25 protein-coding genes are annotated in these 23,275 nt (G+C 40.4%); 23 read left to right on the top strand and 2 right to left on the bottom strand.

Features of this window, described 5'->3' with window-relative positions:
• Nucleotide 1: 1 nt before the first annotated feature.
• The 17 genes from CPC19_RS07505 to lysS all read left to right on the top strand — a co-directional run bounded on the left by CPC19_RS07505 (nt 2) and on the right by lysS (nt 17,140).
• Complete coding sequence (locus tag CPC19_RS07505; RefSeq protein ID WP_016390750.1) at nt 2-757, top strand: peptidoglycan DD-metalloendopeptidase family protein; 756 nt, start codon at nt 2-4, stop codon at nt 755-757.
• A gap of 58 nt (nt 758-815) precedes the next feature.
• Nucleotides 816-1,679, top strand: a complete 864-nt coding sequence (gene rpoS / locus CPC19_RS07500) for an RNA polymerase sigma factor RpoS (RefSeq protein ID WP_016390749.1) — start codon at nt 816-818, stop codon at nt 1,677-1,679.
• A gap of 110 nt (nt 1,680-1,789) precedes the next feature.
• On the top strand, nt 1,790-2,974 hold the full coding sequence (gene alaC, locus CPC19_RS07495; protein ID WP_015005852.1) for an alanine transaminase: 1,185 nt from the start codon (nt 1,790-1,792) through the stop codon (nt 2,972-2,974).
• 64 nt (nt 2,975-3,038) lie between these two features.
• The gene (locus CPC19_RS07490) at nt 3,039-4,349 is read left to right on the top strand and encodes a homoserine dehydrogenase (protein ID WP_015005853.1); all 1,311 of its coding nucleotides are present in this window, start codon (nt 3,039-3,041) and stop codon (nt 4,347-4,349) included.
• Nucleotides 4,350-4,357: 8 nt separating this feature from the next.
• Nucleotides 4,358-5,500, top strand: a complete 1,143-nt coding sequence (gene thrC / locus CPC19_RS07485) for a threonine synthase (protein ID WP_016390748.1) — start codon at nt 4,358-4,360, stop codon at nt 5,498-5,500.
• 7 nt (nt 5,501-5,507) lie between these two features.
• Nucleotides 5,508-7,268 (top strand): single-stranded-DNA-specific exonuclease RecJ, encoded by a 1,761-nt coding sequence (recJ, locus tag CPC19_RS07480; protein WP_016390747.1) that lies wholly within the window; start codon nt 5,508-5,510, stop codon nt 7,266-7,268.
• Nucleotides 7,269-7,379: 111 nt separating this feature from the next.
• A complete protein-coding gene (locus tag CPC19_RS07475) occupies nt 7,380-7,679 on the top strand; it encodes a 4a-hydroxytetrahydrobiopterin dehydratase (RefSeq protein ID WP_016390746.1) in 300 nt (99 codons plus the stop codon).
• On the top strand, nt 7,680-8,387 hold the full coding sequence (locus CPC19_RS07470; RefSeq protein WP_015005857.1) for a transglutaminase-like cysteine peptidase: 708 nt from the start codon (nt 7,680-7,682) through the stop codon (nt 8,385-8,387). It abuts the gene before it with no gap.
• A gap of 16 nt (nt 8,388-8,403) precedes the next feature.
• Complete coding sequence (locus CPC19_RS07465; protein WP_015005858.1) at nt 8,404-8,625, top strand: RNA-binding S4 domain-containing protein; 222 nt, start codon at nt 8,404-8,406, stop codon at nt 8,623-8,625.
• A gap of 164 nt (nt 8,626-8,789) precedes the next feature.
• Nucleotides 8,790-9,260, top strand: coding sequence for an SUF system Fe-S cluster assembly regulator (locus tag CPC19_RS07460; RefSeq protein ID WP_015005859.1), 471 nt, complete (start codon nt 8,790-8,792; stop codon nt 9,258-9,260).
• Nucleotides 9,261-10,709 carry a Fe-S cluster assembly protein SufB gene (sufB, locus tag CPC19_RS07455; protein ID WP_016390745.1) on the top strand — a complete coding sequence of 483 codons (1,449 nt, stop codon included), beginning with the start codon at nt 9,261-9,263 and terminating at the stop codon, nt 10,707-10,709. It begins immediately after the preceding gene.
• 27 nt (nt 10,710-10,736) lie between these two features.
• Nucleotides 10,737-11,489, top strand: a complete 753-nt coding sequence (gene sufC / locus CPC19_RS07450) for a Fe-S cluster assembly ATPase SufC (RefSeq protein WP_015005861.1) — start codon at nt 10,737-10,739, stop codon at nt 11,487-11,489.
• Between the two features lie 2 nt (nt 11,490-11,491).
• Nucleotides 11,492-12,823 (top strand): Fe-S cluster assembly protein SufD, encoded by a 1,332-nt coding sequence (sufD, locus tag CPC19_RS07445; protein ID WP_016390744.1) that lies wholly within the window; start codon nt 11,492-11,494, stop codon nt 12,821-12,823.
• Nucleotides 12,820-14,061: an aminotransferase class V-fold PLP-dependent enzyme gene (locus tag CPC19_RS07440; protein ID WP_016390743.1), complete on the top strand. Its 1,242-nt coding sequence runs from the start codon at nt 12,820-12,822 to the stop codon at nt 14,059-14,061. Before sufD ends, CPC19_RS07440 begins: the two co-directional genes overlap by 4 nt.
• Nucleotides 14,061-14,507, top strand: a complete 447-nt coding sequence (sufU, locus tag CPC19_RS07435) for a Fe-S cluster assembly sulfur transfer protein SufU (protein ID WP_015005864.1) — start codon at nt 14,061-14,063, stop codon at nt 14,505-14,507. The genes CPC19_RS07440 and sufU overlap by 1 nt, the downstream gene beginning before the upstream one ends.
• A gap of 22 nt (nt 14,508-14,529) precedes the next feature.
• Nucleotides 14,530-15,628 (top strand): peptide chain release factor 2 gene (gene prfB / locus CPC19_RS07430; RefSeq protein WP_096910748.1). Its coding sequence is split into 2 segments (ribosomal slippage): nt 14,530-14,604 and nt 14,606-15,628, totalling 1,098 coding nucleotides; the frame shifts between segments, so codons are not numbered across the junction.
• A 3-nt stretch (nt 15,629-15,631) separates the two neighbouring features.
• Nucleotides 15,632-17,140, top strand: coding sequence for a lysine--tRNA ligase (gene lysS, locus CPC19_RS07425; RefSeq protein WP_015005866.1), 1,509 nt, complete (start codon nt 15,632-15,634; stop codon nt 17,138-17,140).
• A 30-nt stretch (nt 17,141-17,170) separates the two neighbouring features.
• On the opposite strand, the gene CPC19_RS07420 is transcribed toward lysS, so the two are convergent.
• A complete protein-coding gene (locus CPC19_RS07420) occupies nt 17,171-17,767 on the bottom strand; it encodes a Yip1 family protein (RefSeq protein ID WP_016390741.1) in 597 nt (198 codons plus the stop codon).
• A 197-nt stretch (nt 17,768-17,964) separates the two neighbouring features.
• Here CPC19_RS07420 and CPC19_RS07415 point away from each other — a divergent pair, with 197 nt between their 5' ends.
• Nucleotides 17,965-18,795 carry a cytochrome c oxidase assembly protein gene (locus CPC19_RS07415; protein WP_015005868.1) on the top strand — a complete coding sequence of 277 codons (831 nt, stop codon included), beginning with the start codon at nt 17,965-17,967 and terminating at the stop codon, nt 18,793-18,795.
• Entirely contained in the window at nt 18,782-19,363 is a 582-nt protein-coding gene (locus CPC19_RS07410) for an SCO family protein (protein ID WP_238538365.1), read from the top strand. The genes CPC19_RS07415 and CPC19_RS07410 overlap by 14 nt, the downstream gene beginning before the upstream one ends.
• A gap of 119 nt (nt 19,364-19,482) precedes the next feature.
• On the opposite strand, the gene CPC19_RS07405 is transcribed toward CPC19_RS07410, so the two are convergent.
• Nucleotides 19,483-20,364, bottom strand: coding sequence for a folate-binding protein YgfZ (locus CPC19_RS07405; protein WP_016390738.1), 882 nt, complete (start codon nt 20,362-20,364; stop codon nt 19,483-19,485).
• 136 nt (nt 20,365-20,500) lie between these two features.
• Here CPC19_RS07405 and CPC19_RS07400 point away from each other — a divergent pair, with 136 nt between their 5' ends.
• Genes CPC19_RS07400 through sdhA form a run of 4 tightly spaced genes read left to right on the top strand, consistent with a single transcriptional unit; the run spans nt 20,501 to nt 23,270 of the window.
• Nucleotides 20,501-20,662, top strand: a complete 162-nt coding sequence (locus tag CPC19_RS07400) for a DUF1674 domain-containing protein (protein ID WP_015005871.1) — start codon at nt 20,501-20,503, stop codon at nt 20,660-20,662.
• Nucleotides 20,663-20,692: 30 nt separating this feature from the next.
• Nucleotides 20,693-21,088 carry a succinate dehydrogenase, cytochrome b556 subunit gene (sdhC, locus tag CPC19_RS07395; protein WP_016390737.1) on the top strand — a complete coding sequence of 132 codons (396 nt, stop codon included), beginning with the start codon at nt 20,693-20,695 and terminating at the stop codon, nt 21,086-21,088.
• Nucleotide 21,089: 1 nt separating this feature from the next.
• Complete coding sequence (sdhD, locus tag CPC19_RS07390) at nt 21,090-21,470, top strand: succinate dehydrogenase, hydrophobic membrane anchor protein (protein ID WP_015005873.1); 381 nt, start codon at nt 21,090-21,092, stop codon at nt 21,468-21,470.
• Nucleotides 21,471-21,476: 6 nt separating this feature from the next.
• Nucleotides 21,477-23,270 carry a succinate dehydrogenase flavoprotein subunit gene (sdhA, locus tag CPC19_RS07385; protein WP_015005874.1) on the top strand — a complete coding sequence of 598 codons (1,794 nt, stop codon included), beginning with the start codon at nt 21,477-21,479 and terminating at the stop codon, nt 23,268-23,270.
• Nucleotides 23,271-23,275 lie beyond the last annotated feature (5 nt).

Raw genomic sequence — 23,275 nt, 5'->3', positions numbered from 1 at the left:
CGTGTTTAGCTTAAAAGCCATTAAAGATACTGTTACTTTAATAAGTGTTTTGCTCGTAATCTGCACGCTCATATCTTGTGGTGGCTCTAGTGTTCATGCGCCAGTCTATAATAATCATTTACCTACGAAATCAACTTCATCTAAAGTACATATCGTTCGTGCTGGCGATACCTTGTATTCAATTGCTTGGCAAAATGGTAAAGATTACCGAACATTAGCTCAATGGAATAATATCTCATGGCCTTATACAATTTATAAAGGTCAGAAATTGACCTTAATTGGTAGCAATTTAAAAACAAATGATAAGAATAAATCATTAAAACCAGCCAAAAAAACACTTAAAAAACAAAAGATAACGAAGAGTACTTCAAATAATTATCAAAAAAGGTTAAAGTTAAATTGGCAGTGGCCGATAAACGTTACAAGCTTTGAGAAAGGCCTTGTTAAATCTGGTCTGGTGTTATTTGGAGAAACCGGTGAGCAGGTTAAAGCAAGTGAAAGTGGTAAGGTTGTTTATGCAGGCAGTGGTTTAAAGGGCTATGGTAACCTCATAATAGTAAAGCATAATGAAGAGTACCTAACGGCCTATGGTTATAACAAACGTGTGTTAGTCAGTGAAGGCAGCGTTGTTAAAAAAGGTGAGGTTATAGCAGAAATAGGTGTCGACAATAAAAACCGTCGGGTTCTTTTTTTCGAAATGAGGCGTCACGGTAAGGCAGTTTCGATACTAGAGTATATGCCAGTATTAAGAAAGTAAATGCAAGGAAATGCTAACTAATAAATCATCTGATAAAAAATCAGACTGAGAGAATACTATGGACGATAATAAAAAATCAAAAACAACTACTAACGACCCAACTCAGCTGTATCTAAATCAATTAAGTGAATCTACCTTATTAACCGCTGAAGAAGAGGTATTTTATGGTCGTCTTGTGCAAAAAGGGGATCACCCAGCAAGACAGCGAATGATTGAAAGTAATTTGCGGTTAGTGGTTAAAATCTCACGACGTTATATGAACCGTGGTCTTCCTATGCTGGACCTAATAGAAGAAGGAAACTTAGGGTTGATTCGTGCGGTTGAAAAATTTGACCCCGAAAAAGGTTTTAGATTTTCAACCTATGCAACATGGTGGATTAGACAAACAATTGAAAGAGCGATTATGAATCAAACCAGAACGATTCGTTTGCCAATTCATATTATCAAAGAGATGAATATTTATCTCAAAAAAGCCCGTGAACTCAGTCAACAACTCGATCGTGAAGCCAGTGCTGAAGAAGTGGCTGAAGTAACAGGTAAGCCTGTAGAGGTCATTGAAAAAATGTTTCGTATGCACGCTGATAATGTTTCATCACTGGATGCGTCTCTTTCGCAAGACTCTGACCAACAAGTCTTAGATACGGTTGTTGATCAAGATGCTAAAGAACCTACTGATATTTTACAGTCTGAAGAAGTCCGAGAGAACCTGACAGTTTGGCTGGAACTGTTGAACGATAAGCAAAGAGAGGTGATCTCTCGTCGTTTTGGTGTTCGTGGCTACCATGCATCTACTTTAGAGCAAGTAGCTAATGAAATGGGGGTAACTCGAGAGCGTGTTAGGCAGATACAAATGAATGCACTTAAATCATTGCGCTCGATTCTTGAAAATGAAGGAATGTCAGCATCTGTTCTACTACATTAGTGATGCAGGGCCTAGATTAGGTCCTTTGTATTACATTAATGTTGACAGTTAAAATGCAGATGAGTACTGTATCGCGCTCATCTCGTCTTACATAATGGCCCTGATACAATATGCATGATTTCGCTAGAATACAACGTCTCCCACCGTATGTTTTTAATATTGTTAATGATTTAAAGGCACAAGCGCGTGCAGCAGGCGAAGATATCATCGATTTTGGTATGGGTAACCCTGATCAGCCAACTCCTCAACATATCGTTGATAAAATGACCGAAGCCGCTCAACGTGGTGATACTCATCGATATTCCGTTTCACGAGGTATCCCTCGTTTAAGAAAAGCTATTTGTGGCTGGTATAAAACAAAATATGACGTAGACCTAGATTTTGACTCAGAAGCCATTGTTACCATTGGTTCTAAAGAAGGTTTGGCGCATTTAGCAATGGCGACTCTTGGTCCCGGTGATGCCGTACTGGTTCCCAACCCAGCTTATCCAATACACCCTTATGGTTTTGTTATAGCGGGGGCTGATATTCGACATGTTCCAATTAGCCCTGAAGTAGACTTTTTTAGTGAACTTGAAAAAGCAATAAAAACGTCGTATCCAAAACCCAAAATGTTGGTATTAAACTTTCCGGGTAACCCAACAACGCAGTGTGTTGATTTAGAGTTTTTTGAGAAAGTAGTAAAGATGGCTAAAGAGCATGACATTTGGGTCGTGCATGATAATGCCTATGCAGAAATTGTATTCGACGGTTATAAGGCGCCGTCTATTCTTGAGGTTCCAGGTGCTAAAGATATTGCTGTTGAGTTTTATTCGTTGTCAAAAACGTACAATATGCCTGGTTGGCGAGTGGGCTTTATGTGTGGAAACAAAGAATTGGTGGGCGCATTAGCACGTATAAAGTCTTATTTGGATTATGGGATGTTTACACCTATTCAAGTTGCGGCAATTGCTGCACTAGAAGGTCCGCAAGATTGTGTTGATGAGATACGTACCTTATACAGAGAGAGAAGGGATGTATTGTGTGACGGGCTTAATGCAATTGGTTGGGCGGTTGAAAAACCTAAAGCAACCATGTTTGTATGGGCAAAAATCCCTGAACAATATCGCTCTCTTGGTTCTTTAGAATTCTCTAAAAAGTTGCTAAAAGATGCAAAGGTGGCGGTATCTCCGGGTATTGGTTTTGGTGATTTTGGTGATGAATATGTGCGCTTCGGGTTAATTGAAAATACTCACCGAACACGTCAAGCTGTTCGGGGTATTAAACAAATGTTTCGAAACGATAATCTGGCATAACTGCTTTTTCGTCCGAGGTTAAATCCTGTATAATCGCGCCCTTAATTGAACGAAGGGGAATCGCTTGAAAGTTGTAAAGGTTGGGCTATTAGGTCTAGGTACGGTAGGCGGCGGTACAGTTAATGTTTTAACTAAAAATGCTCAAGAGATATCACGTCGCAGTGGTTGTGAAATTGTTGTTAGTTCAGCAAGTGCACGGGATATAACGCGCCCACGAATTTGTAATACCGATACGCTGCACCTAACGACAGATTCGCAAGAGATTATCAACGACCCTGATGTTCAGATAGTGGTCGAGCTTATGGGTGGTATAGAACCAGCGAAGTCTTTAATTCTTGAGGCTTTATCTAAAGGTAAGCACGTAGTCACAGCAAATAAGGCGCTTATTGCGAACCATGGTAATGAGTTGTTTGTTGCTGCTGCTGAAAACAAAGTAACGCTGGCTTATGAAGCTGCTATTGCTGGTGGTATTCCAATTGTAAAAGCGATGCGTGAGGGGCTCAGCGCAAATAGCATAGAGTGGCTAGCCGGAATTATTAACGGAACGGGTAACTTTATACTGACCGAAATGTTTGAAAAAGGCAGTGTGTTTTCAGATGTATTGAAAGAAGCGCAAGAGCTAGGATATGCTGAAGCAGACCCAGAATATGATGTTGAAGGCATCGATGCCGCACATAAACTGTGTATTTTGGCCTCATTAGCTTTTGGTATGCCGCTTAATTTCGAGCGAGTCTATACAGAAGGTATTTCAACAGTCACCCCATTAGATATTGCCTATGCTGATGAGCTGGGCTACCGTGTTAAACATTTAGGTGTTGCGAGAAAAACAAAGATGGGTGTGGAAATGCGTGTTCACCCAACGTTAATTCCAGAAAAAAGGCTTATTGCCAATGTGGATGGTGTGATGAATGCCGTTGTAGTGAAAGGCAATGCAGTTGGACCAACATTATATTACGGAGCAGGGGCCGGTGCAGAGGCAACAGCGTCAGCTGTTATCGCAGATATTATCGATATTTGTCGAGACTTAGATACGCCTACAGTAAATGCTGTGCCTGCATTAGGTTTTGCAACCTCAGCGCTGGAAGAATTACCGATTCTTCCGATTGAAAGTATTACAACCGCATTTTATTTGCGTTTGTCTGTCGAAGATAAACCCGGTGTTATGGCAGCAATTACGAAAATCTTAGCAGACCATGGTATTAGCATCGAAGCAGTTCAGCAAAAAGAGCCAGAGCAACATGGTGATAAGGCTCAAGTAATTTTACTGACAGATAGCGTTGTTGAAAAATCACTGATCAACGCGTTAACAGAAATTGAATCACTTGATTCAATCAATCAACCAGCGGTTCGTATTCGCGTCGAATCGTTACAATAGGAATGACTATGCCAACAGGAAATCGTTATATCGGTCTAATAGACAAATTTAAAACTGTGTTGCCAGTGTCTGACAGCACACGCTTGATTAGTTTAGGTGAAGGGAATACGCCGCTTATTCAATTGCAGAATATTCCGGCGTTGATTGGTAAAAATGTCGATATTTATGTTAAGTATGAAGGCTTGAACCCAACGGGTTCTTTTAAAGACCGTGGCATGACGATGGCGGTAACAAAAGCAGTCGAAGACGGTAGTAAGGCTATTATTTGTGCATCTACAGGTAATACCTCGGCATCAGCAGCGGCCTATGCTGCTCGTGCAGGTATTAAAGCCTTTGTATTAATTCCTGAAGGAAAAATTGCGTTAGGTAAATTGGCACAAGCAATGATTCATGGCGCAGAAATAATACAAATTAAAGGTAACTTTGATCATGGGATGCAATTGGTTAAAGAGGTCGCAGAGCACGCGCCTGTAACCATTGTTAACTCTATTAACCCTTATCGTTTGCAAGGCCAAAAAACTGCCTCCTACGAAATTGTTGAGGCCTTAGGTAAAGCGCCAGATTATCATTGTTTACCCGTCGGTAACGCTGGAAACATTACAGCTCACTGGATTGGGTATAGTGAAATGGCACAACCAGCCGGTGAGCACGTAACCGATTCATGTGCATTTTGTGAAGGTGATTGCGAATATGATCGTACACAATATGCAACCGCTAAGCGCCCTGTGATGGTGGGCTATCAAGCAGCTGGCGCAGCTCCTTTCTTAAAAGGTGAAATGATTGATGAACCAGAAACAGTAGCAACAGCAATTCGTATTGGGCGACCACAATCTTGGGATCAAGCGTGGGCGGCACAAAAGGAATCAGGTGGTTGGTTTGACTTGCTGACTGATGAAGAAATTCTTGCAACACAAAAGTTACTCACTGAAAAAGAAGGGATTTTCTGTGAACCCGCGTCTGCTGCTTCAGTTGGCGGTGCTATTCGTGATATAAAAAACGGCAAAATCCCTGAGGGCAGTACGGTTGTTTGTACCTTAACTGGACATGGGCTGAAAGACCCTGATACGGCCATCGCGCAGTGCGCGGTAAATCCTAACGCCATTGAGGCGTCGTTGGATGCTGTTAAAGCGGCTATTTTAGACAAGTTATAATGCCGTAATGGCGGGCGAAACCGAATTAGCAAGCTCATCTATTGTTATAAAGCATCGTGAATCAACTGACCATGATTCAGATGCTTTGCCAGATTTACATCCTGTTTTACGGCAAGTGTACTTAAATCGTGGGGTTACCCATGAGCAACAACTTGACCGTACATTAAAGAACTTACCGAATTATCAACGCCTTTCAGGTATTGATAAAGCTGTCAGCCTTATTAAGACGGCAATTAAAACAGATCAAAAAATACTCATTGTGGCTGATTTTGATGCGGATGGTGCCACTTCGTGTGCGGTAGCTATTAGAGGTTTACGGATGTTGGGTGCAACTAATTTAGACTTTGTTGTGCCAGACCGCTTTAAATTTGGTTATGGCCTAACGCCTGAAATTGTTGATGTTGCACTAGAGTTAAAGCCAGATTTATTAATCACGGTAGATAACGGTATTTCTAGTGTGGAAGGGGTTGCGCATGCTATCAAGAAAGGCTGCCAAGTCATTGTTACCGATCATCATTTACCACCTAAAACACTACCAAATGCAGATGCTATCGTTAATCCACAACTACAGGGTGATGAGTTTCCTAGTAAATCCTTAGCGGGTGTTGGCGTCATCTTTTATGTTTTATTGGCACTGAGAGCCGCCTTAAAAATTGAAGGTGTGTTTGATAAGCAACCAGTGCCTAATCTTGCAAACCTACTCGATATTGTAGCGCTTGGTACGGTGGCAGATGTGGTACCCCTAGATGAGCTTAACCGTAAATTGGTCTATCAAGGCTTGCTTAGGATACAAGCAAAAAAATGCGTTCCAGGGATTATTGCCTTACTTAATATTGCTAAGCGTGAACCAGAGCGTGTTGTTTCTAGTGATTTAGGTTTTGCTATTGGTCCACGGTTAAATGCCGCCGGGCGACTTGATGATATGTCTCTCGGTATTCAATGCTTGCTCACCGATAGTGAACAAGAGGCACGCGATATGGCTGAGCAATTGGACATGTTGAATATAGAGCGTCGTTCAATTGAAGAGGATATGAAGCAAGATGCATACAAGATTTTGGCTTCGTTAAAACCAAGTCAGCATCAACATGATCAATGGGGTGTTTGTTTGTTCGATGAATACTGGCATCAAGGTGTGATAGGTATACTGGCATCGCGAATTAAAGAAAAACTTAATCGACCAGTGATTGCTTTCGCAAAGGGTGATGGTGAAGATGTAAAAGGCTCAGCACGTTCGATCCCCGGGTTACACATAAGAGATACGCTAGACGATGTGGCTAGTTTACACCCTGGGTTATTAAAAAAATTCGGTGGTCATGCAATGGCGGCAGGGATGACGATTGCTGAAAATAATTTAAGCCTATTTATCGAGGCGTTTAATGTAGCCGTTAAAAAACGTCTTAATAATGAATTGCCTGATGATGTGTTATTAGTAGACGGTGAGGTGCCTGATAACGATATTAATTTAACATTTGCTGAAACACTTCGACAAGCTGGACCTTGGGGTCAAAACTTTCCGGAACCGGTTTTTGTTGGTCGTTTTAAGGTAAAGCAAGCGCGAATTTTGTCACAAAAACACGTGAAGTTATCTTTTGAGATGTTAAGTAACAGCAGAGTGATAGACGCGATTTATTTTAATGTAGATAATCCAGACAGTATTATTGGTTTAAATGAGGTGGTTGTTGCTTATCAATTAGATGTTAACACCTATATGGGGCGCTCAAGGGTGCAATTATTAGTTAGGCATCTAGAAGAAGTGAAGCAATTTTAAATACGTTTAGCAGTAGAGAAGAAAATGATTAACGGCCTTTGTTTAGCTTCTAATTATTTGAATCATATTTAGATCTTTTGCTAATGATGCATCACAAATTCGGAGGATCAGATGGTTGAACAATATTCAAAGTTAGAAATTGACAGGGAGCTTGCCCTCTTAAATCAGCTTACATCTGTTCATTGGATCTTGAAGAGTGGAAAGCTGGCTAAGACATTTACCTTCTCAAATTTTATCGAGGCGTTTGGCTTTATGACAAAGGTGGCTCTTTATGCTGAGAAACTAGGTCATCATCCGGAGTGGTTTAATGTTTATAAAACAGTTAATGTGAATTTGATAACACATGAAGTAGGCGGGCTATCAAAAAAAGATTTTGAGTTGGCCAAAATTATGGAAATACTCAGTCATTAAATGATGAAAGCTATTTTTAAACATTTCTTCGTCATAGTAGTTATTAATTTACTAATAGCTTGTGCTGGTGCACCGAAAAACCCTCATTTAATAGATGGGATCAACCCTGAAACTCGACAGCGTGTTGAGGCATGGAAAACGCTGATAGAGCAAGGGGCTAAAAAGCCAGATATTGATAAATTGAATGCAGTTAATGATTTTGTTAACAAAGTTGAGTTTATTGATGATATTTATCATTGGGGAAAGCAAGACTATTGGGCAACACCGTTACAAACTCTGGTGACTAAGGCCGGTGATTGTGAAGATCTATCAATTGCAAAGTATTTTACTTTAACAGCGATGGGCGTCGAAGAAGAGAAACTTCGTCTAACCTATGTCAAAGCCTTAGATATTAATAGGGCGCACATGGTTGTAAGTTATTTTAACAAGCCAAATGCTGAACCGTTAGTGCTGGATAATTTAAACCCAAAAATACTTCCGGCATCTCAGCGTAATGATTTACTACCGGTGTATAGTTTTAATGCAAATGGTCTATGGCTTACAAAACGTAATGCAACGGCACGCTATGCAGGGAGCAGTGATCGAGTGGGGCTGTGGCAAGAATTGCTTCAAAGTATGAACGTCGAGGCTTCAAATGAACCTGCCATGATTTGTTTGTATCAGTATTATGATTTGCCAGACGAAAAAGCAAAAACATTTTGCCCATAAAGAGTTAATAATAATTATGATTGACGTTGAAATTCCAAAGGAACCAGTAGAGTTGTATAAAGTGTTGAAGTTTGAAAATCTGGTTGCCAGTGGTGGCGAGGCAAAATTGGTCATCAGTGAAGGGTTGGTCTTGTTAAATGGTGAGATAGAAACAAGGAAACGTAAAAAAATTGTTTCAGGCGATGTTGTGGAGTTTGCCGGTGAAACGTTGCGTATTAAATTAGGGTCAGCAACGTAAGGTTTATCATTTGGCACGTTTAGTTTTAGAATTTAACTGATTTCAATAATTAAAAAACAGGGCGCTAGCTTGTTGTTTTTAGGTGCATAACTGGCTCAGACTTACGATTTTAGGTGTACATTGAACCTATATAGTACTAAAATAGTCCTATATATGAGGTTATTATGTTAAGAGTCAGTAAACTTACAGATTACGCGAGCGTTATTTTGACGCATATTGCTCATCATCCAGATGCGCTTCATGCTGCTTCTGACTTAACCAATGCAACAGGTGTTGCGTTACCCACCGTGAGTAAGATTCTTAAATTGTTAACAAAAAATAACATTTTAGTCTCTCACCGTGGATCTAAAGGTGGTTACGCATTAGTAAACTCCCCCAGTGAAACAAACGTGGCTGACATAATTACCGCGATAGAAGGCCCAATTAGTATGACTGAATGCAGTACGATTTCAGGTCTATGTGAACAGGAAGCCTCGTGCGAAGTTAAGGGTAATTGGCATTTAATAAACAGAGCCGTCTATACCGCTATTGAGGCGGTTAGTCTGGCAGATATGATTACCCCGGTTAGGCAGCAAACAGTTAATTTTAGTGTGCCAGAAATGGTCAAAACAAGTGATTTAAAAGTGGAGAGCTAGATGTCAGCATCTAATGAAAATTTAAAAGATAGGATAGGTCAAGCGTACAAAGATGGTTTTGTGACGGATATTGAATCAGATTCTTTTCCGCCAGGCCTAAATGAAGATGTTATCAGAGCCTTGTCAGCAAAAAAAGAAGAGCCTGAGTTTTTGCTGGAATGGCGATTAGAAGCATATCGGCATTGGCTAACAATTGAACACCCCGAGTGGGCGTTTGTTGAATTTCCTAAAATAGATTTTCAGGATATCAGCTATTACTCAGCGCCAAAAAGTATGGAAGATGGGCCTAAGAGTTTAGATGAGGTGGACCCTGAACTTATCAGTACCTATAACAAATTAGGAATTCCACTGGAAGAGCAAATGCGTCTTGCCGGTGTGGCCGTTGATGCTGTGTTCGATAGTGTTTCTGTCGCGACCACGTTTAAAGATAAACTAGCTGAAGCGGGTGTTATATTTTGTTCATTCTCAGAAGCGGTTAAAGACCACCCAGAGTTGATTAAACAGTACTTAGGCACTGTGGTTTCACAGTATGATAATTTTTATGCAGCGTTGAATGCTGCGGTGTTTAGTGATGGCTCATTTGTATACATTCCTAAGGGCGTTCGCTGTCCAATGGAACTGTCTACTTACTTTAGAATTAATGCGGCTAATACCGGACAGTTTGAGCGAACCTTAATTGTCGCAGATGAAGGTAGCCATGTCAGTTACCTAGAAGGTTGTACAGCGCCTATGCGAGATGAAAACCAATTGCACGCAGCAGTGGTTGAATTGGTGGTTTTGAAAGATGCTGAAATTAAATATTCAACTGTTCAAAATTGGTATCCGGGTGATGAGAACGGCCTTGGTGGTATTTATAATTTTGTAACAAAACGCGCTGATTGTCGTGAAGACAATGCCAAAGTGTCTTGGACACAAGTTGAAACAGGTTCCGCGATTACGTGGAAATACCCCAGTGTTATCTTGAAGGGTGATAATTCTGTTGGCGAGTTTTATTCAGTTGCGTTGACAAATAATTACCAACAAGCAGATACCGGCACAAAAATGATCCACCAAGGAAAGAATACGAGTAGTACAATTATCTCAAAAGGTATTTCGGCGGGGCATGGGCAAAATACGTATCGCGGTCTTGTTAAAGTAGGTCGAGGTGCTGAAAATGCTCGAAACTATACACAATGTGACTCGTTGTTAATGGGTGACCAATGTGGCGCGCACACCTTTCCGTATATAGAAACAAAAAACCCTACTGCGACCATCGAACATGAGGCGTCGACCTCTAAGATCAGTGAAGACCAATTATTTTATTGCATGCAACGAGGCATTTCTGCCGAAGATGCTGTCTCGATGATTGTGAACGGATTTTGTAAAGAAGTGTTTAAAGAATTACCGATGGAGTTTGCGGTTGAAGCGCAGGCCCTACTTGGCATTAGTCTTGAAGGCAGTGTTGGTTAATAAATAAAATAGTTAAGGAATAAAGATATGTTAAAGGTTGAAAATTTACACGTCAGTGTAGAAGGAAAAGAAATTCTTAAAGGTATTAATTTAGAAATTGGCGCTGGTGAAGTACATGCGATTATGGGTCCAAATGGCTCTGGTAAAAGTACCTTGTCATACGTGCTCTCTGGTCGAGAAGGCTATGAAATAACCGAAGGCCGTGTATTATTTAACGGTAAAGACTTGTTTGAAATGAGTGTAGAAGAGCGTGCTTGGGCAGGCGTATTTCTGGCTTTTCAATACCCGGTAGAAGTCCCAGGCGTGAGCAATATTTATTTCCTAAAGGCTGCACTTAATGGTGTGCGTAAATTTAACGGCTTACCAGAGCTTGATGCGATGGATTTTATTTCCATGGTAAAGGGAAAAATGAAAGAGCTCGATATGGATGAAAAGTTTCTATACCGCGCAGTTAATGAAGGGTTCTCTGGTGGTGAGAAAAAGCGTAATGAAATTCTTCAAATGTCAGTATTAGAGCCCTCATTATGTTTGTTAGATGAAACAGATTCTGGTTTAGATATTGATGCGCTTCAAGTCGTTGCTAAAGGCGTTAACCGTCTACGTAACCCTGAACGTTCATTTGTTTTAGTGACTCATTACCAGCGTTTGCTAGATTATATTAAACCTGATTACGTTCATGTATTAGCTCATGGACAAGTCGTTAAGTCAGGTGGTCCAGAACTAGCATTAGAACTTGAAAAACAAGGCTATGCTTGGGTTGACGAAAAATTAGCGAGTTAATTATGTCTGTTACGCATTTACCAAATACTCATTACACTGGCTTAGTGCTAGATCAAAAAAAACAGCTTCTTGGTGAAGGGTTTGATTGGTTAGCTAATCTACGTAAACAAGCGGCAGAGCAATTTTCTGCTAGTGGTTTTCCAACGTTTCGTGAAGAAGAGTGGCGATATACGAATATTACGCCGATTGAAAAGAATCAATTTACACTGCCTGATGTCGCTGGACAGGTCGATTCTGCATTTGTCGATAGTGTCTTGTTAGATGACTGCCATCACATCGTGTTTGTTGACGGCTTTTATCAAGCTGAGCTTTCTTCGCTTAAGGATATACCGAATGGTGTGATTGTTTCCGCTTTGAGTGATGGCCTAGTCGATAACGAAGCGCTTATTAAGTCATTATTGGATTCTGTAGTAGAAACACCAGCGTTAGGGTTCATTAATTTTAATACCGCTCTTTTTTCTGATGGTGCGTTGATTTGTATTGAGGAAAACACGGTGGTCGATAAACCGATTCAGGTAGCGTTTATCTCATCAAAACAAGGCGCATTAACACTGAGTAATACAAGAAACTTAATACTTGCTCAAGCATCATCAAAAGCACAAATCATTGAAACCTATCATGCAGTTGATGACAGCTGTTATCTTACAAACGTTGTCAGCGAATTGGTTGTTGAGCCGAATGCAAACTTATCACACCACCGTTTACAATCTGAATCTACAAGCGCCTATCATATTGGTGGTGTTTATTCACGGCTTGAGAAAAATGCAATATTTAATCAGAACAGTTACACTTTTGGTGCAAGTATCTCGCGCACGGAGGCTCATGCAACCCTAGGAGAAGCCTCTGACTGTACTATGGATGGTTTATATGTTGGACAAGATCGTCAGCATATGGATCAACATACGCGCTTAAATCATGCACAGCCGCACGCTGTTAGTAATGAGTTCTATAAAGGAATTTTAGGCGACCATTCAACGGGTGTTTTCCAAGGGCGTATTATTGTTGCGCAAGATGCTCAAAAAACTGATGCAGCAATGAATAACAGAAATTTATTGTTATCCGATCGTGCCGAAGTTGACACCAAGCCACAATTGGAAATTTATGCTGATGACGTTAAATGTGCTCATGGTGTAACGGTTGGTCAGCTTGATGATGCAGCTGTTTTCTATTTGCAGTCTAGGGGCGTTGACAACCAGACTGCAAAAAATATGTTGACCTTCGCGTTTGCCAACGAAATGATTGAGCGAGTTAGTTTTGAACCATTAAGAATGGCCTTGTTAGCTAACTTGCTTAAACGCTTCCCACAGGCCGGTATGAAAAAAGAGTGGTTATGAATCAATCAGTAGAAAATTTAGCCGCGTATGATGTTGATAAAATCCGTCAGGACTTTCCTGTCTTAGATCAGCAAGTTCGGGGTAAACCATTGGTATACCTTGATAATGCAGCGACAAGCCAAAAACCTAAGCAGGTGATAGAGAGTATCGTTAACTATTATGAAAACGATAATGCTAATATCCATCGAGGTGTTCATACATTAAGTGAACGGGCTACTTTATCGTATGAGAATGTGCGTAAAACTGTTCAACAGTTTTTGAATGCAGCATCAGAAAAAGAAATTGTTTTCACCCGTGGGGCGACAGAAGCTATTAACTTAGTCGCCAATGGCTTAGCAGAAACAATTAAACAAGGCGATGAAATATTGATCACCGCGATGGAGCACCATTCCAATATTGTTCCTTGGCAGATGTTATGCAAAAAAACAGGGGCTAGCTTAAAGGTGGCACCAATTAATGAGCATGGTGAGCTGATGCTGGAAGAGTTTGAAGCATTGATAAGCAACAAAACTAAGTTTGCGGCTATATCGCACATGTCCAATGCGTTGGGAACAATTAACCCAATTAAGCAACTAATCGACCAGCTTCATCAGCATGATGTTCCTGTTCTTGTGGATGGCGCTCAAGCAATTCCTCATATTTCAGTTGATGTGCAGGCGCTTGATTGTGAATTTTATGTGTTTTCTGGGCATAAGTTGTACGCACCAACCGGTATTGGTGCTCTGTATGGAAAAATGGAGCAACTTGAACAAATGGCGCCTTATCAAGGTGGTGGTGACATGATCAGTGTTGTTACATTTGATAAGACGGTCTATAACAAAGTACCGTATAAGTTTGAAGCGGGAACACCAAACATTGCTGGAACGATTGGTTTAGGCGCAGCAATAGACTATGTAAACAGCATTGGGGTTGATGAGATAGCAGCACATGAAAATGCATTATTAAACTATGCTGTAGCACAAGCTAAACGCATTGATAAATTAAGAGTTATTGGTACGGCTAAAGAAAAAGGAGCGATTATGTCGTTCGTTTTAGACGGTATCCACCCGCATGATATTGGTACGATGATGGATCATCAAGGTATTGCAGTTAGAGCAGGGCATCATTGTGCAATGCCTGTGATGGATTTTTTTGGAGTGCCTGCCACTGCGAGAGCTTCATTTGCAATGTATAATACGCACCAAGAAGTCGATGCTTTGATGGCTGGAATTGAAAACTTAATAGAGATGTTTGGCTAATGTTGGATGATTTAAGAGATCTATATCAAGAAGTTATTTTTGATCATAATAGAAACCCAAGAAATTTCCGCGCGATGGACGATGCAGATCGTCAAATAGACGGCTTTAATCCATTATGTGGAGACCGATTAACGCTTTTTATAAAATTTTCAGACGGTAAAATTAGTGATGCTAGCTTTCAGGGTCAAGGTTGCGCAATTTCAACAGCCTCCGCATCATTGATGACAGATATCGTTAAAGGGCAAACCGAAGAAGAAGCTCAACACCTATTTTCATTGTTCCATAAAATGGCAACGGGTGAGCATGTTGAAATGGACGAGCTTGGAAAACTAGCCGTATTAGCAGGTGTCTGTGAATATCCTGCACGTGTTAAATGTGCAACATTACCATGGCATACGTTAGATGCTTTGTTACAAGGGTCAGAAGAACCGGTAACAACCGAATAACCACCTTTAGTAACTTTTAGCCATGCGTGAGCTTAACCCAATCATTAATAAGATTAGTGACCTAAAAGAGCGTACTTTATCGCTTAGGGGGTACCTTTGACTTCGAAACAAAAGACGAGCGTTTAACCGAGGTTTTACGCGAATTAGAAGACCCTGACGTATGGAATGATCCTGATCGAGCACAAACATTGGGTAAGGAACGTGGCCAACTAGAACTTGTTGTCAATACTATTAATGAATTAACTAGCGCGTTAGCAGATGCAAGTGATCTGTTGGAAATGGCTGTTGACGAAGATGATGATGAGACAGTCGCGACAATAGAAGAAGACTTATTATCTTTTGAAAAAAAAGTAGCGGCACTTGAATTTCAACGCATGTTTGCAGGTGAGATGGATGCAAATAATGCTTTCTTAGATATTCAAGCAGGCTCAGGTGGCACAGAGGCCCAAGATTGGGCTGAAATGATTTTGCGTATGTACCTGCGGTGGGCGGAGCAACATGATTTTAAGACAGATATCATCGAGATTTCAGCTGGTGATGTGGCCGGTATTAAAAGTGCAACAGTGTCTATTCAAGGAGATTATGTATTCGGTTGGTTAAAGACTGAAATTGGTGTGCATCGATTAGTGCGGAAATCACCATTTGATTCAGGTAACCGTCGTCATACATCTTTTGCTGCTGTTTTTGTATCACCAGAAATTGATGATGATATTGATATTGATATCAATCCAGCTGATTTGAGAATTGATGTGTATAGGGCCAGTGGGGCAGGTGGGCAGCATGTTAACAAAACAGAGTCTGCTGTGCGCATTACACATGAACCGACCAATACGGTTGTTCAATGTCAAAATGATCGCTCGCAGCATAAAAATAAAGCCACAGCAATGAAGCAATTAAAAGCTAAGCTGTATGAGCTAGAAATGCAAAAGAAAATGGCTGATCAACAAGAGCAAGAAGAAAGCAAATCAGATATTGGCTGGGGAAGCCAGATTAGGTCTTATGTATTAGACCAATCAAGAATTAAAGATTTACGTACAGGTGTCGAAACTGGCAATACACAAGCAGTCCTCGATGGGTCGTTAGACCAATTTATTGAAGCCAGTCTAAAAAGTGGAATTTAAGTGATGAGTGAACAAAAGAACAATAACCCAGAGCACGATGAGAATAAATTAATTGCGGTTCGTCGTGAAAAACTCGCTGAGATAAAAAAATCAGGCAATGCTTACCCTAATGATTTTAAGCGCCAACACTATGCTGAAAGCTTACAAGCCGACTATGATCAATTTGATAAAGAAACATTAGAAACTAAAGCAGTTAACGTTTCTTTAGCTGGCCGCTTAATGGGTAAACGCGTTATGGGTAAAGCGAGCTTTGCTCACATACAAGATATGACTGGGCGTATGCAACTATTCGTTCAACGAGACAGCCTGCCTGAAGGGCATTATCAAACATTTAAAAGTTGGGATATCGGTGACATTCTAGCTGTTGAAGGCGTTTTATTTAAAACCAAAACGGGTGAGTTATCAGTTCGCGTTGCATCAATTAGATTGCTAACAAAGTCTTTACAGCCCTTACCTGAAAAATTTCATGGGCTCACAGATCAAGAACAACGTTATCGCCAGCGGTATGTTGACTTGATTATGAACGAAGAGTCACGAAAGGTATTTCAAACACGTAGTAAAGTGGTTAGCTATATTCGTCAATACCTCGTTGATCATAACTTTATGGAAGTTGAAACCCCAATGATGCATGTCATTCCAGGTGGTGCAACGGCTAAACCATTTGCAACACATCACAATGCCTTGGATATGGAGTTGTTTTTACGTATTGCCCCTGAATTGTATCTAAAACGCTTAGTCGTTGGTGGTTTTGAACGAGTTTTTGAGATTAATCGTAGCTTCAGAAATGAGGGACTTTCAACACGTCATAATCCTGAGTTTACAATGCTTGAGTTTTATCAGGCGTTTTCAGATTACAAAGATATGATGGATTTAACTGAAGATATGCTTCGTTCACTGACTGAACGTGTTCTTGGAACAAATATCGTTCATTATCAAGGTGAGGATTATGACTTAGGTAAGCCTTTTAGGCGTATGTCGGTTATTGAGTCTATTTTGCATTATAACAACGATATAACTCGGGAAAACTTGGCAACAAAAGAAGCTGCATTAGAAGTGACTAAACGCTTAAAAATTCCAGTTGAAGACAGTTATGGACTAGGGAAAATTCAAATTGAGATATTTGAAAAAACGGTTGAAGAGAAGCTTCATGAACCAACGTTTATTACTGAGTACCCAACAGAAGTGTCACCGCTAGCCCGTAGAAGCGACAAAGACCCGTTTGTAACCGATCGGTTCGAGTTTTTTGTTGGCGGGCGTGAAGTAGCTAATGGCTTTTCAGAGCTTAATGATTCAGAAGACCAAGCTGAACGTTTTAAACAGCAAGTAGAAGATAAGGAAGCAGGTGATGATGAGGCTATGCATTATGACGCAGATTACATTCGTGCACTTGAAGTGGGCATGCCCCCAACCGCAGGTGAAGGAATTGGTATAGACCGTTTGGTTATGTTTTTAACTGATTCGGCTTCAATCAGGGATGTAATTTTATTCCCTCATATGAAATTAGAAAACTAACCGTTTTACTCGATTTCTAAGGTGTATTTCTTAGGCATGGATTGGTGCTAGGCCCATTGCCCAAAGACTAACTGTCGCAACTAAAATTCCAACGATGGTTACCAAACCGATAGTAAGGACAGCACTGGCAAATAGAAAACCTCTTTCTTGATTAATGCCCATTACAATGGGAATGCCGGTGTATAAAAGATAAACGGCATAAGCAATGGCGATAAGCCCCATAATAAAAATAAGCCAAGGGATGGGTGCGCTTGCAAAAATACCACTCAGGAAGAAAGGTGATAGTATCGTAATGCTTAATAACATACAGGTCGATAGATCTTTACTTGCCCCATATGTTGCTGCCATCCAATGGATTGCTTTACCTATAATCGCGGTGCCAATTATACAAGCCAAATAGAAAGCGACGGCTAGTGGAATGGTACTTTGATAAGTGAATCTAAAATTTCTGTCGCCAATATCCCAGCCAATTACTGCAGCACCAATGAAAGCAGATACTGCCGGGATTGCTGTCAATAAAAGGATATATTTATAAAAGCACTCAGCAATACTGATTTTTCTATCACGGATCTTAATCCATTCTTTATCTGATCGTATGAATTTACCGGTAAGGTGTTTAAGTATCATTTGAATTCCTTTTTAAATTATTAGCTGATATCTCAGTAATAAGTATGAACTAATCTAAGTATCTATCTCTAAATATTAATACTTTCTTGATCTAGATCATTATTAATTTAATTGTTGTGCAATGAATATTTATGAAGCTAATGCAGTACCGTGTAACACCTTTGTTATAATCTTGCTTTTTTACAATATTCATTTCAATGCATTTACTTGATTTCCTTAAACCATGGGAGTTTTCACCTGTCTTAATGGTGTCATTCTTATTGCTCTTTTGGTTATATACGCGTGGTTTTATGGCGATTAAGAGGGTGGATAGAACGGCTAAAACGTATTGGCAGGCAGTCAGTTTTTATATTGGTTTGTTCTCAATATATATTGTTTCTCATACCTACATTGATTACCTGTCTCAGTATATGTTTTGGGTACATCGTTTCCAGCATTTAGTTTTGCATCATTTAGCACCCATGTTAATGGTTCTGGGTGCTGTGGAAATTGTGCGTAAAGGCTTGCCGAATTACTGGCCGTGCTGGTCGTCTGTGCCGACACTTATTAGGTGGCCTTGTGAGCGTCTATACCACCTTATTCAACACCCTGTGTTAGCCCCTATTTTGTTTGTTGGTTTAATTTATTTGTGGCTAATACCCGACATTCACTTTATAGCGATGCTCAGTAAGAAGTTGTATTATGTAATGAATTGGTCGATGCTTCTTGATGGCTTTTTATTTTGGTGGTTGGTATTAGGCCCCGAATGGCGTGGGGAAGGGAAGGGGTTTAAAACGCGTATCATCATGATGTTCGTCGTTGTTGTTCCTCAACAATTATTAGGGGCTTATTTAACCTTTAGTACCGATGTTATTTATGATGTATATGATGTGTGTGGCCGTGCATGGCCCATTAGCCCTATAGCTGATCAAATTTATGGTGGTATTATTACCTGGATTCCAGCTAGCATGATGAGTGTTTTAGGGCTTGTTTTAGTATTACGTCGCCGTTTGAATTATCAAAAAAATGAAAATTATGAAAAAAATTAAGTGCATTGCCGTTATAGCTATCCTTATCACATTATCAGCATGTGCTGAAGACGAGCCGACACGTTTAACCAATGTCAGTGGTTTAATACCAGACCTTAGTTTTGAACTTATTGATGAAGATAATAAGGTGGTGACAGCAAGTGATTACCATGGTTATACAGTAGCGTTATTTTTTGGTTTCACCAATTGTCCAGGAATCTGTCCAACAACCATGCACCAACTATCACAGGTGTTAGCCGACGTTGACCCTGAGGGCTCTTCGATGAAAGTTTTATTTGTCTCGGTTGACCCTAAGCGCGACACGGTAGAAAAACTTAAAAAATATACGGATATTTTTGGCCCAGCGTTTATTGGGCTTCGTGGCGATGAATCAGCGGTTAAAGAAATGACAAAAAAATACCGTGTGACGTTTGGTTATGGTGACTCTGATGCCCAAGGCAATTACGAGGTTTCGCACAGTGGAGCGGTTTTTGTTTTTGATTCAAAGGGTGAGGCAAAGTTATTAGCAACTCAGTCATCAACGACAGAAGACATGATTTATGATGTGAAAAAACTCGTTAATTTATAAATTAACGAGTTTTTTAGTCACGATGCTCTGGCTGATTTTGATCGTCTGGTATCAGGGTTGATAAAAAAGCAGCTTGTAAATATAGCCTCTTATCGTTACGCACTACATTATTGCAAGCTTTATTCCCCTAAGCCGTAAGTTGGTTTATGTAGGATTAGCTCACTTTTATCATCTAACTGCAGTGCTTCATCATTAATAAACGATGTTTTAAGGACGACTAGTCCAGTGTTGGTTTCACCACCTATATTAAGTGAATTTAATATAGTCCCAACACTGTTAGGGTCGTCAGGACAATGGATGCTTTCACCTGCGGCGCGATCTTTTTCTGTGTGAAATTGAACCAACCGCCTTTTAACGGTGCCTTTATAATGCATTCTAGCGACAACTTCCTGCCCCGTATAACAGCCTTTTTGAAAATTAATTCCATTCAAAAGGTCCATATTTAACATTTGTGGGATAAATAACTCGCTTGTCTCTGTTGTTATTTCTGGAATGCATTCATTAATCAATAGTAGCTGCCAATCTGTCTCGTTGCTCTGTAATGCTATTGATGGGTCTGTCTTAGCAGTCGTGTATTGTTGGGTTGCAACGATTAATAAGGAAAGCTCGCTATCAGATTGATATTTAATGCTTTTTAAAGGCGCTAATAAGCTGCTCATTGCTGGAGGGAGAGGCTGGTTTATGCCAAATACTTTGTAGTCATTTGATGCGTCAGTAATCTCAACCTTTGATCGAAATACAAACATTTTCATACGTTTGATAATAATTGAGGCCATACCACTAGATAAAACCATGTAATAGGTTTCGTCGTGTTTTATTAGGTGAAATAATGTAATTACTCTGCCTTTTGGGTTACATACGGCTCCAAAAACAGCGTCAGAGTTTTTTAAAGCCAATACGTCACAAGTTGTTTGGCCTTGTAAAAAATGAGCTGCATCCTCTCCTGAAAAAGAAATAATTTTCTTACTACTTGAAAGGTCATATAGGGTAGTTGTATTCATATGCTTAGACTTACAATTCATGAGAGACATATTGTAACGTTAAAAAATTATGTTGCGGCACAAAAACCGTCAGTATATCCTTGAATATAAATGACTGATGTTTTAATCTAACGAGCTTCTGAATTGAGGTGTTTTAATGCGCAAAGAACTGGAACCAGCAGAGCAATTAAAAAAAAATAATGCTGAAAAAGACAATAAGCCTACACCGGAATTAACAAAAGAAATCAATGGTCGTTCTGGTCCAGAACCAACTCGCTACGGGGATTGGGAAAAGAACGGAAGATGCATTGATTTTTAATATATTTTTTACATCATCAAGAGGGTTTACATGAGTAGTAATAACAGACCACTATCACCGCACCTAGATGTTTACAGGTTGCCATTATCAGCATTGCTTTCAATCGTTCATCGCGGTACAGGGGCTTTTTTAACGCTTGGGACTCTTGTTCTAGTTTGGTGGTTAATGGCGTTAGCCGGCGGTGAAGAATCGTTTATCTCTGCACAACAGTTTATGGGGAGTTTTATAGGGCGATTGGTTTTGTTTGGTTGGACATTTGCTTTGTTTTTTCATTTATCAAACGGCATTAGGCACTTGGTTTGGGATGCTGGTTATTGTTTTGAAAAAGCTGACGTTGAAAAAACGTCTTATATTGTCTTAGGGGTATCTGTTTTCTTAACAATTGTTGTTTGGATTGTTGCCTTTTCATCTGGAGCGGGAGCATAACATGAGTTTAAGATCACCACTTGGCCAGGCTAAAGGCCTAGGTTCAGCAAAAGACGGCTTACACCACTGGTGGGCTCAACGTGTAACGGCCGTTGCCCTTATTCCATTAACAATTTGGTTTGCGTTTAAAGTGGCTGTACTCAGCATGGCTGATTACACAACCGTTGTAGACTGTATTGGCACGCCTTGGTCTGCTGCTTTGATTGTTAGTTTAGTTGTTGCTGCTTTCTATCATGCCGCATTGGGTATGCAAGTTATTTACGAGGACTATATTGGTGCTAAGGCTGTACGAATTGCCGCCATTATGGGGACTAACTTATTATTATTTTTATTGGCCGCTGCAAGCATTATTGCTGTGGTACGCATTGCTGTGGGAGGCTAGAGCTGTATGAGTATTGAAGATTATAAAATAACCGAACACAAGTACGATGTTGTGGTGGTCGGTGCTGGCGGTGCTGGTTTACGTGCAACCTTTGGGATGGCGCAAAAAGGCTTAAAAACAGCGTGTATTACTAAAGTTTTTCCTACGCGTAGTCATACTGTTGCTGCGCAAGGTGGTATTAGTGCAGCGTTAGGTAATATGGGTAAAGATGATTGGCGCTGGCATATGTATGACACCGTCAAAGGGTCTGATTGGTTGGGTGACCAAGATGCTATTGAGTATATGTGTCGTGAAGCGATTCCTGCAATTGTTGAGCTTGAACATTATGGTGTGCCATTTTCTCGTACAGAAGAAGGCAAAATCTATCAGCGTCCTTTCGGTGGGATGACCACTAATTATGGTGAAGGGACTGCACAACGTACTTGTGCAGCGGCTGACCGAACAGGTCATGCAATCCTTCATACGCTATATCAACAATCTTTAAAACATGATGCAGAGTTCTTCATTGAGTACTTTGCGCTTGATTTAATTATGGATGACGACGGTGTATGTCGTGGTGTATTAGCACTTAAAATGGACGACGGTACGCTTCATCTGTTCCGTTCACACATGGCTGTCATGGCAACCGGTGGGTACGGGCGTTCATACTTCTCTTGCACCTCTGCGCACACCTGCACTGGTGATGGTAATGCTATGGCGTTAAGAGCTGGCTTGCCTCTACAAGATATGGAATTTGTTCAATTCCATCCCACAGGTATATACGGCTCAGGTTGTTTGATTACTGAAGGTGTGCGTGGTGAAGGTGGCTATTTAACTAATTCTAAGGGTGAGCGCTTTATGGAGCGTTATGCGCCGAACGCTAAAGATTTGGCCTCTCGCGATGTAGTGAGTCGCTCCATGACGATTGAAATTAATGAAGGGCGTGGCGTTGGTCCAGATGGGGATCATATTAACCTTCATCTGGAACACTTAGGTCCTGAAGTTATTGAAGAACGTTTACCGGGTATTGCCGAAAGTGCAAAAATATTTGCAGGTGTAGATGTCAGCAAGGAACCTATTCCTGTTCTACCAACCGTGCATTACAACATGGGTGGTATTCCAACCAATTATAAAGGTGAAGTTGTTACTCTTGATGGTGATAACCCAGATAAAGTTGTAGAAGGGTTGATGGCTATTGGTGAGGCTGCTTGTGTGTCTGTTCATGGTGCGAATAGATTAGGGTCAAATTCACTATTAGATTTAGTAGTGTTTGGCCGTTCTGCAGCTATTAGAGCCGCTGAAGTGGTTAAACCTGGTACGGATCATCCAGACTTGGCAAAAACTGCCTGCGATAAAGCATTAACTCGCCTAGATAAGTTTAGAAATGCAAATGGTTCTAAAAGAACCTCAGAAGTTCGCCTAGATATGCAAAGAACCATGCAAAAGCATGCGGCTGTGTTTAGAACAGGTGAGTCTATGCAAGAAGGTGTTGAAAAACTTAGAGAAGTTCAAGAATCATTTAAAGACGTGTCGATCTCTGATCGTTCACTAATTTGGAACACTGATTTAATAGAAACACTGGAACTTGATAACTTATTGTCTCAAGCAGCGGTAACGATTGAAGGTGCTTTAAATAGAGAAGAAAGCCGTGGTGGTCATGCACGTGAGGATTTCCCAGATCGTGATGATGATAAATGGCATAAGCATTCAATTATGTGGTTTGACGATCAAAATAAGGTCAGTATTAAGTTCCGCCCTGTACATATGTATACATTGTCGGATGATGTGGATGTTGTTCCGCCTAAAAAGCGTGTCTACTAAGATTT

It is taken from the genome of Cycloclasticus sp. PY97N (assembly GCF_002443175.1).
Lineage (GTDB): Bacteria > Pseudomonadota > Gammaproteobacteria > Methylococcales > Cycloclasticaceae > Cycloclasticus > Cycloclasticus pugetii.
Note: the sequence above shows the minus strand (reverse complement) of the source record. Positions and strands in the feature narration are given on the sequence as shown.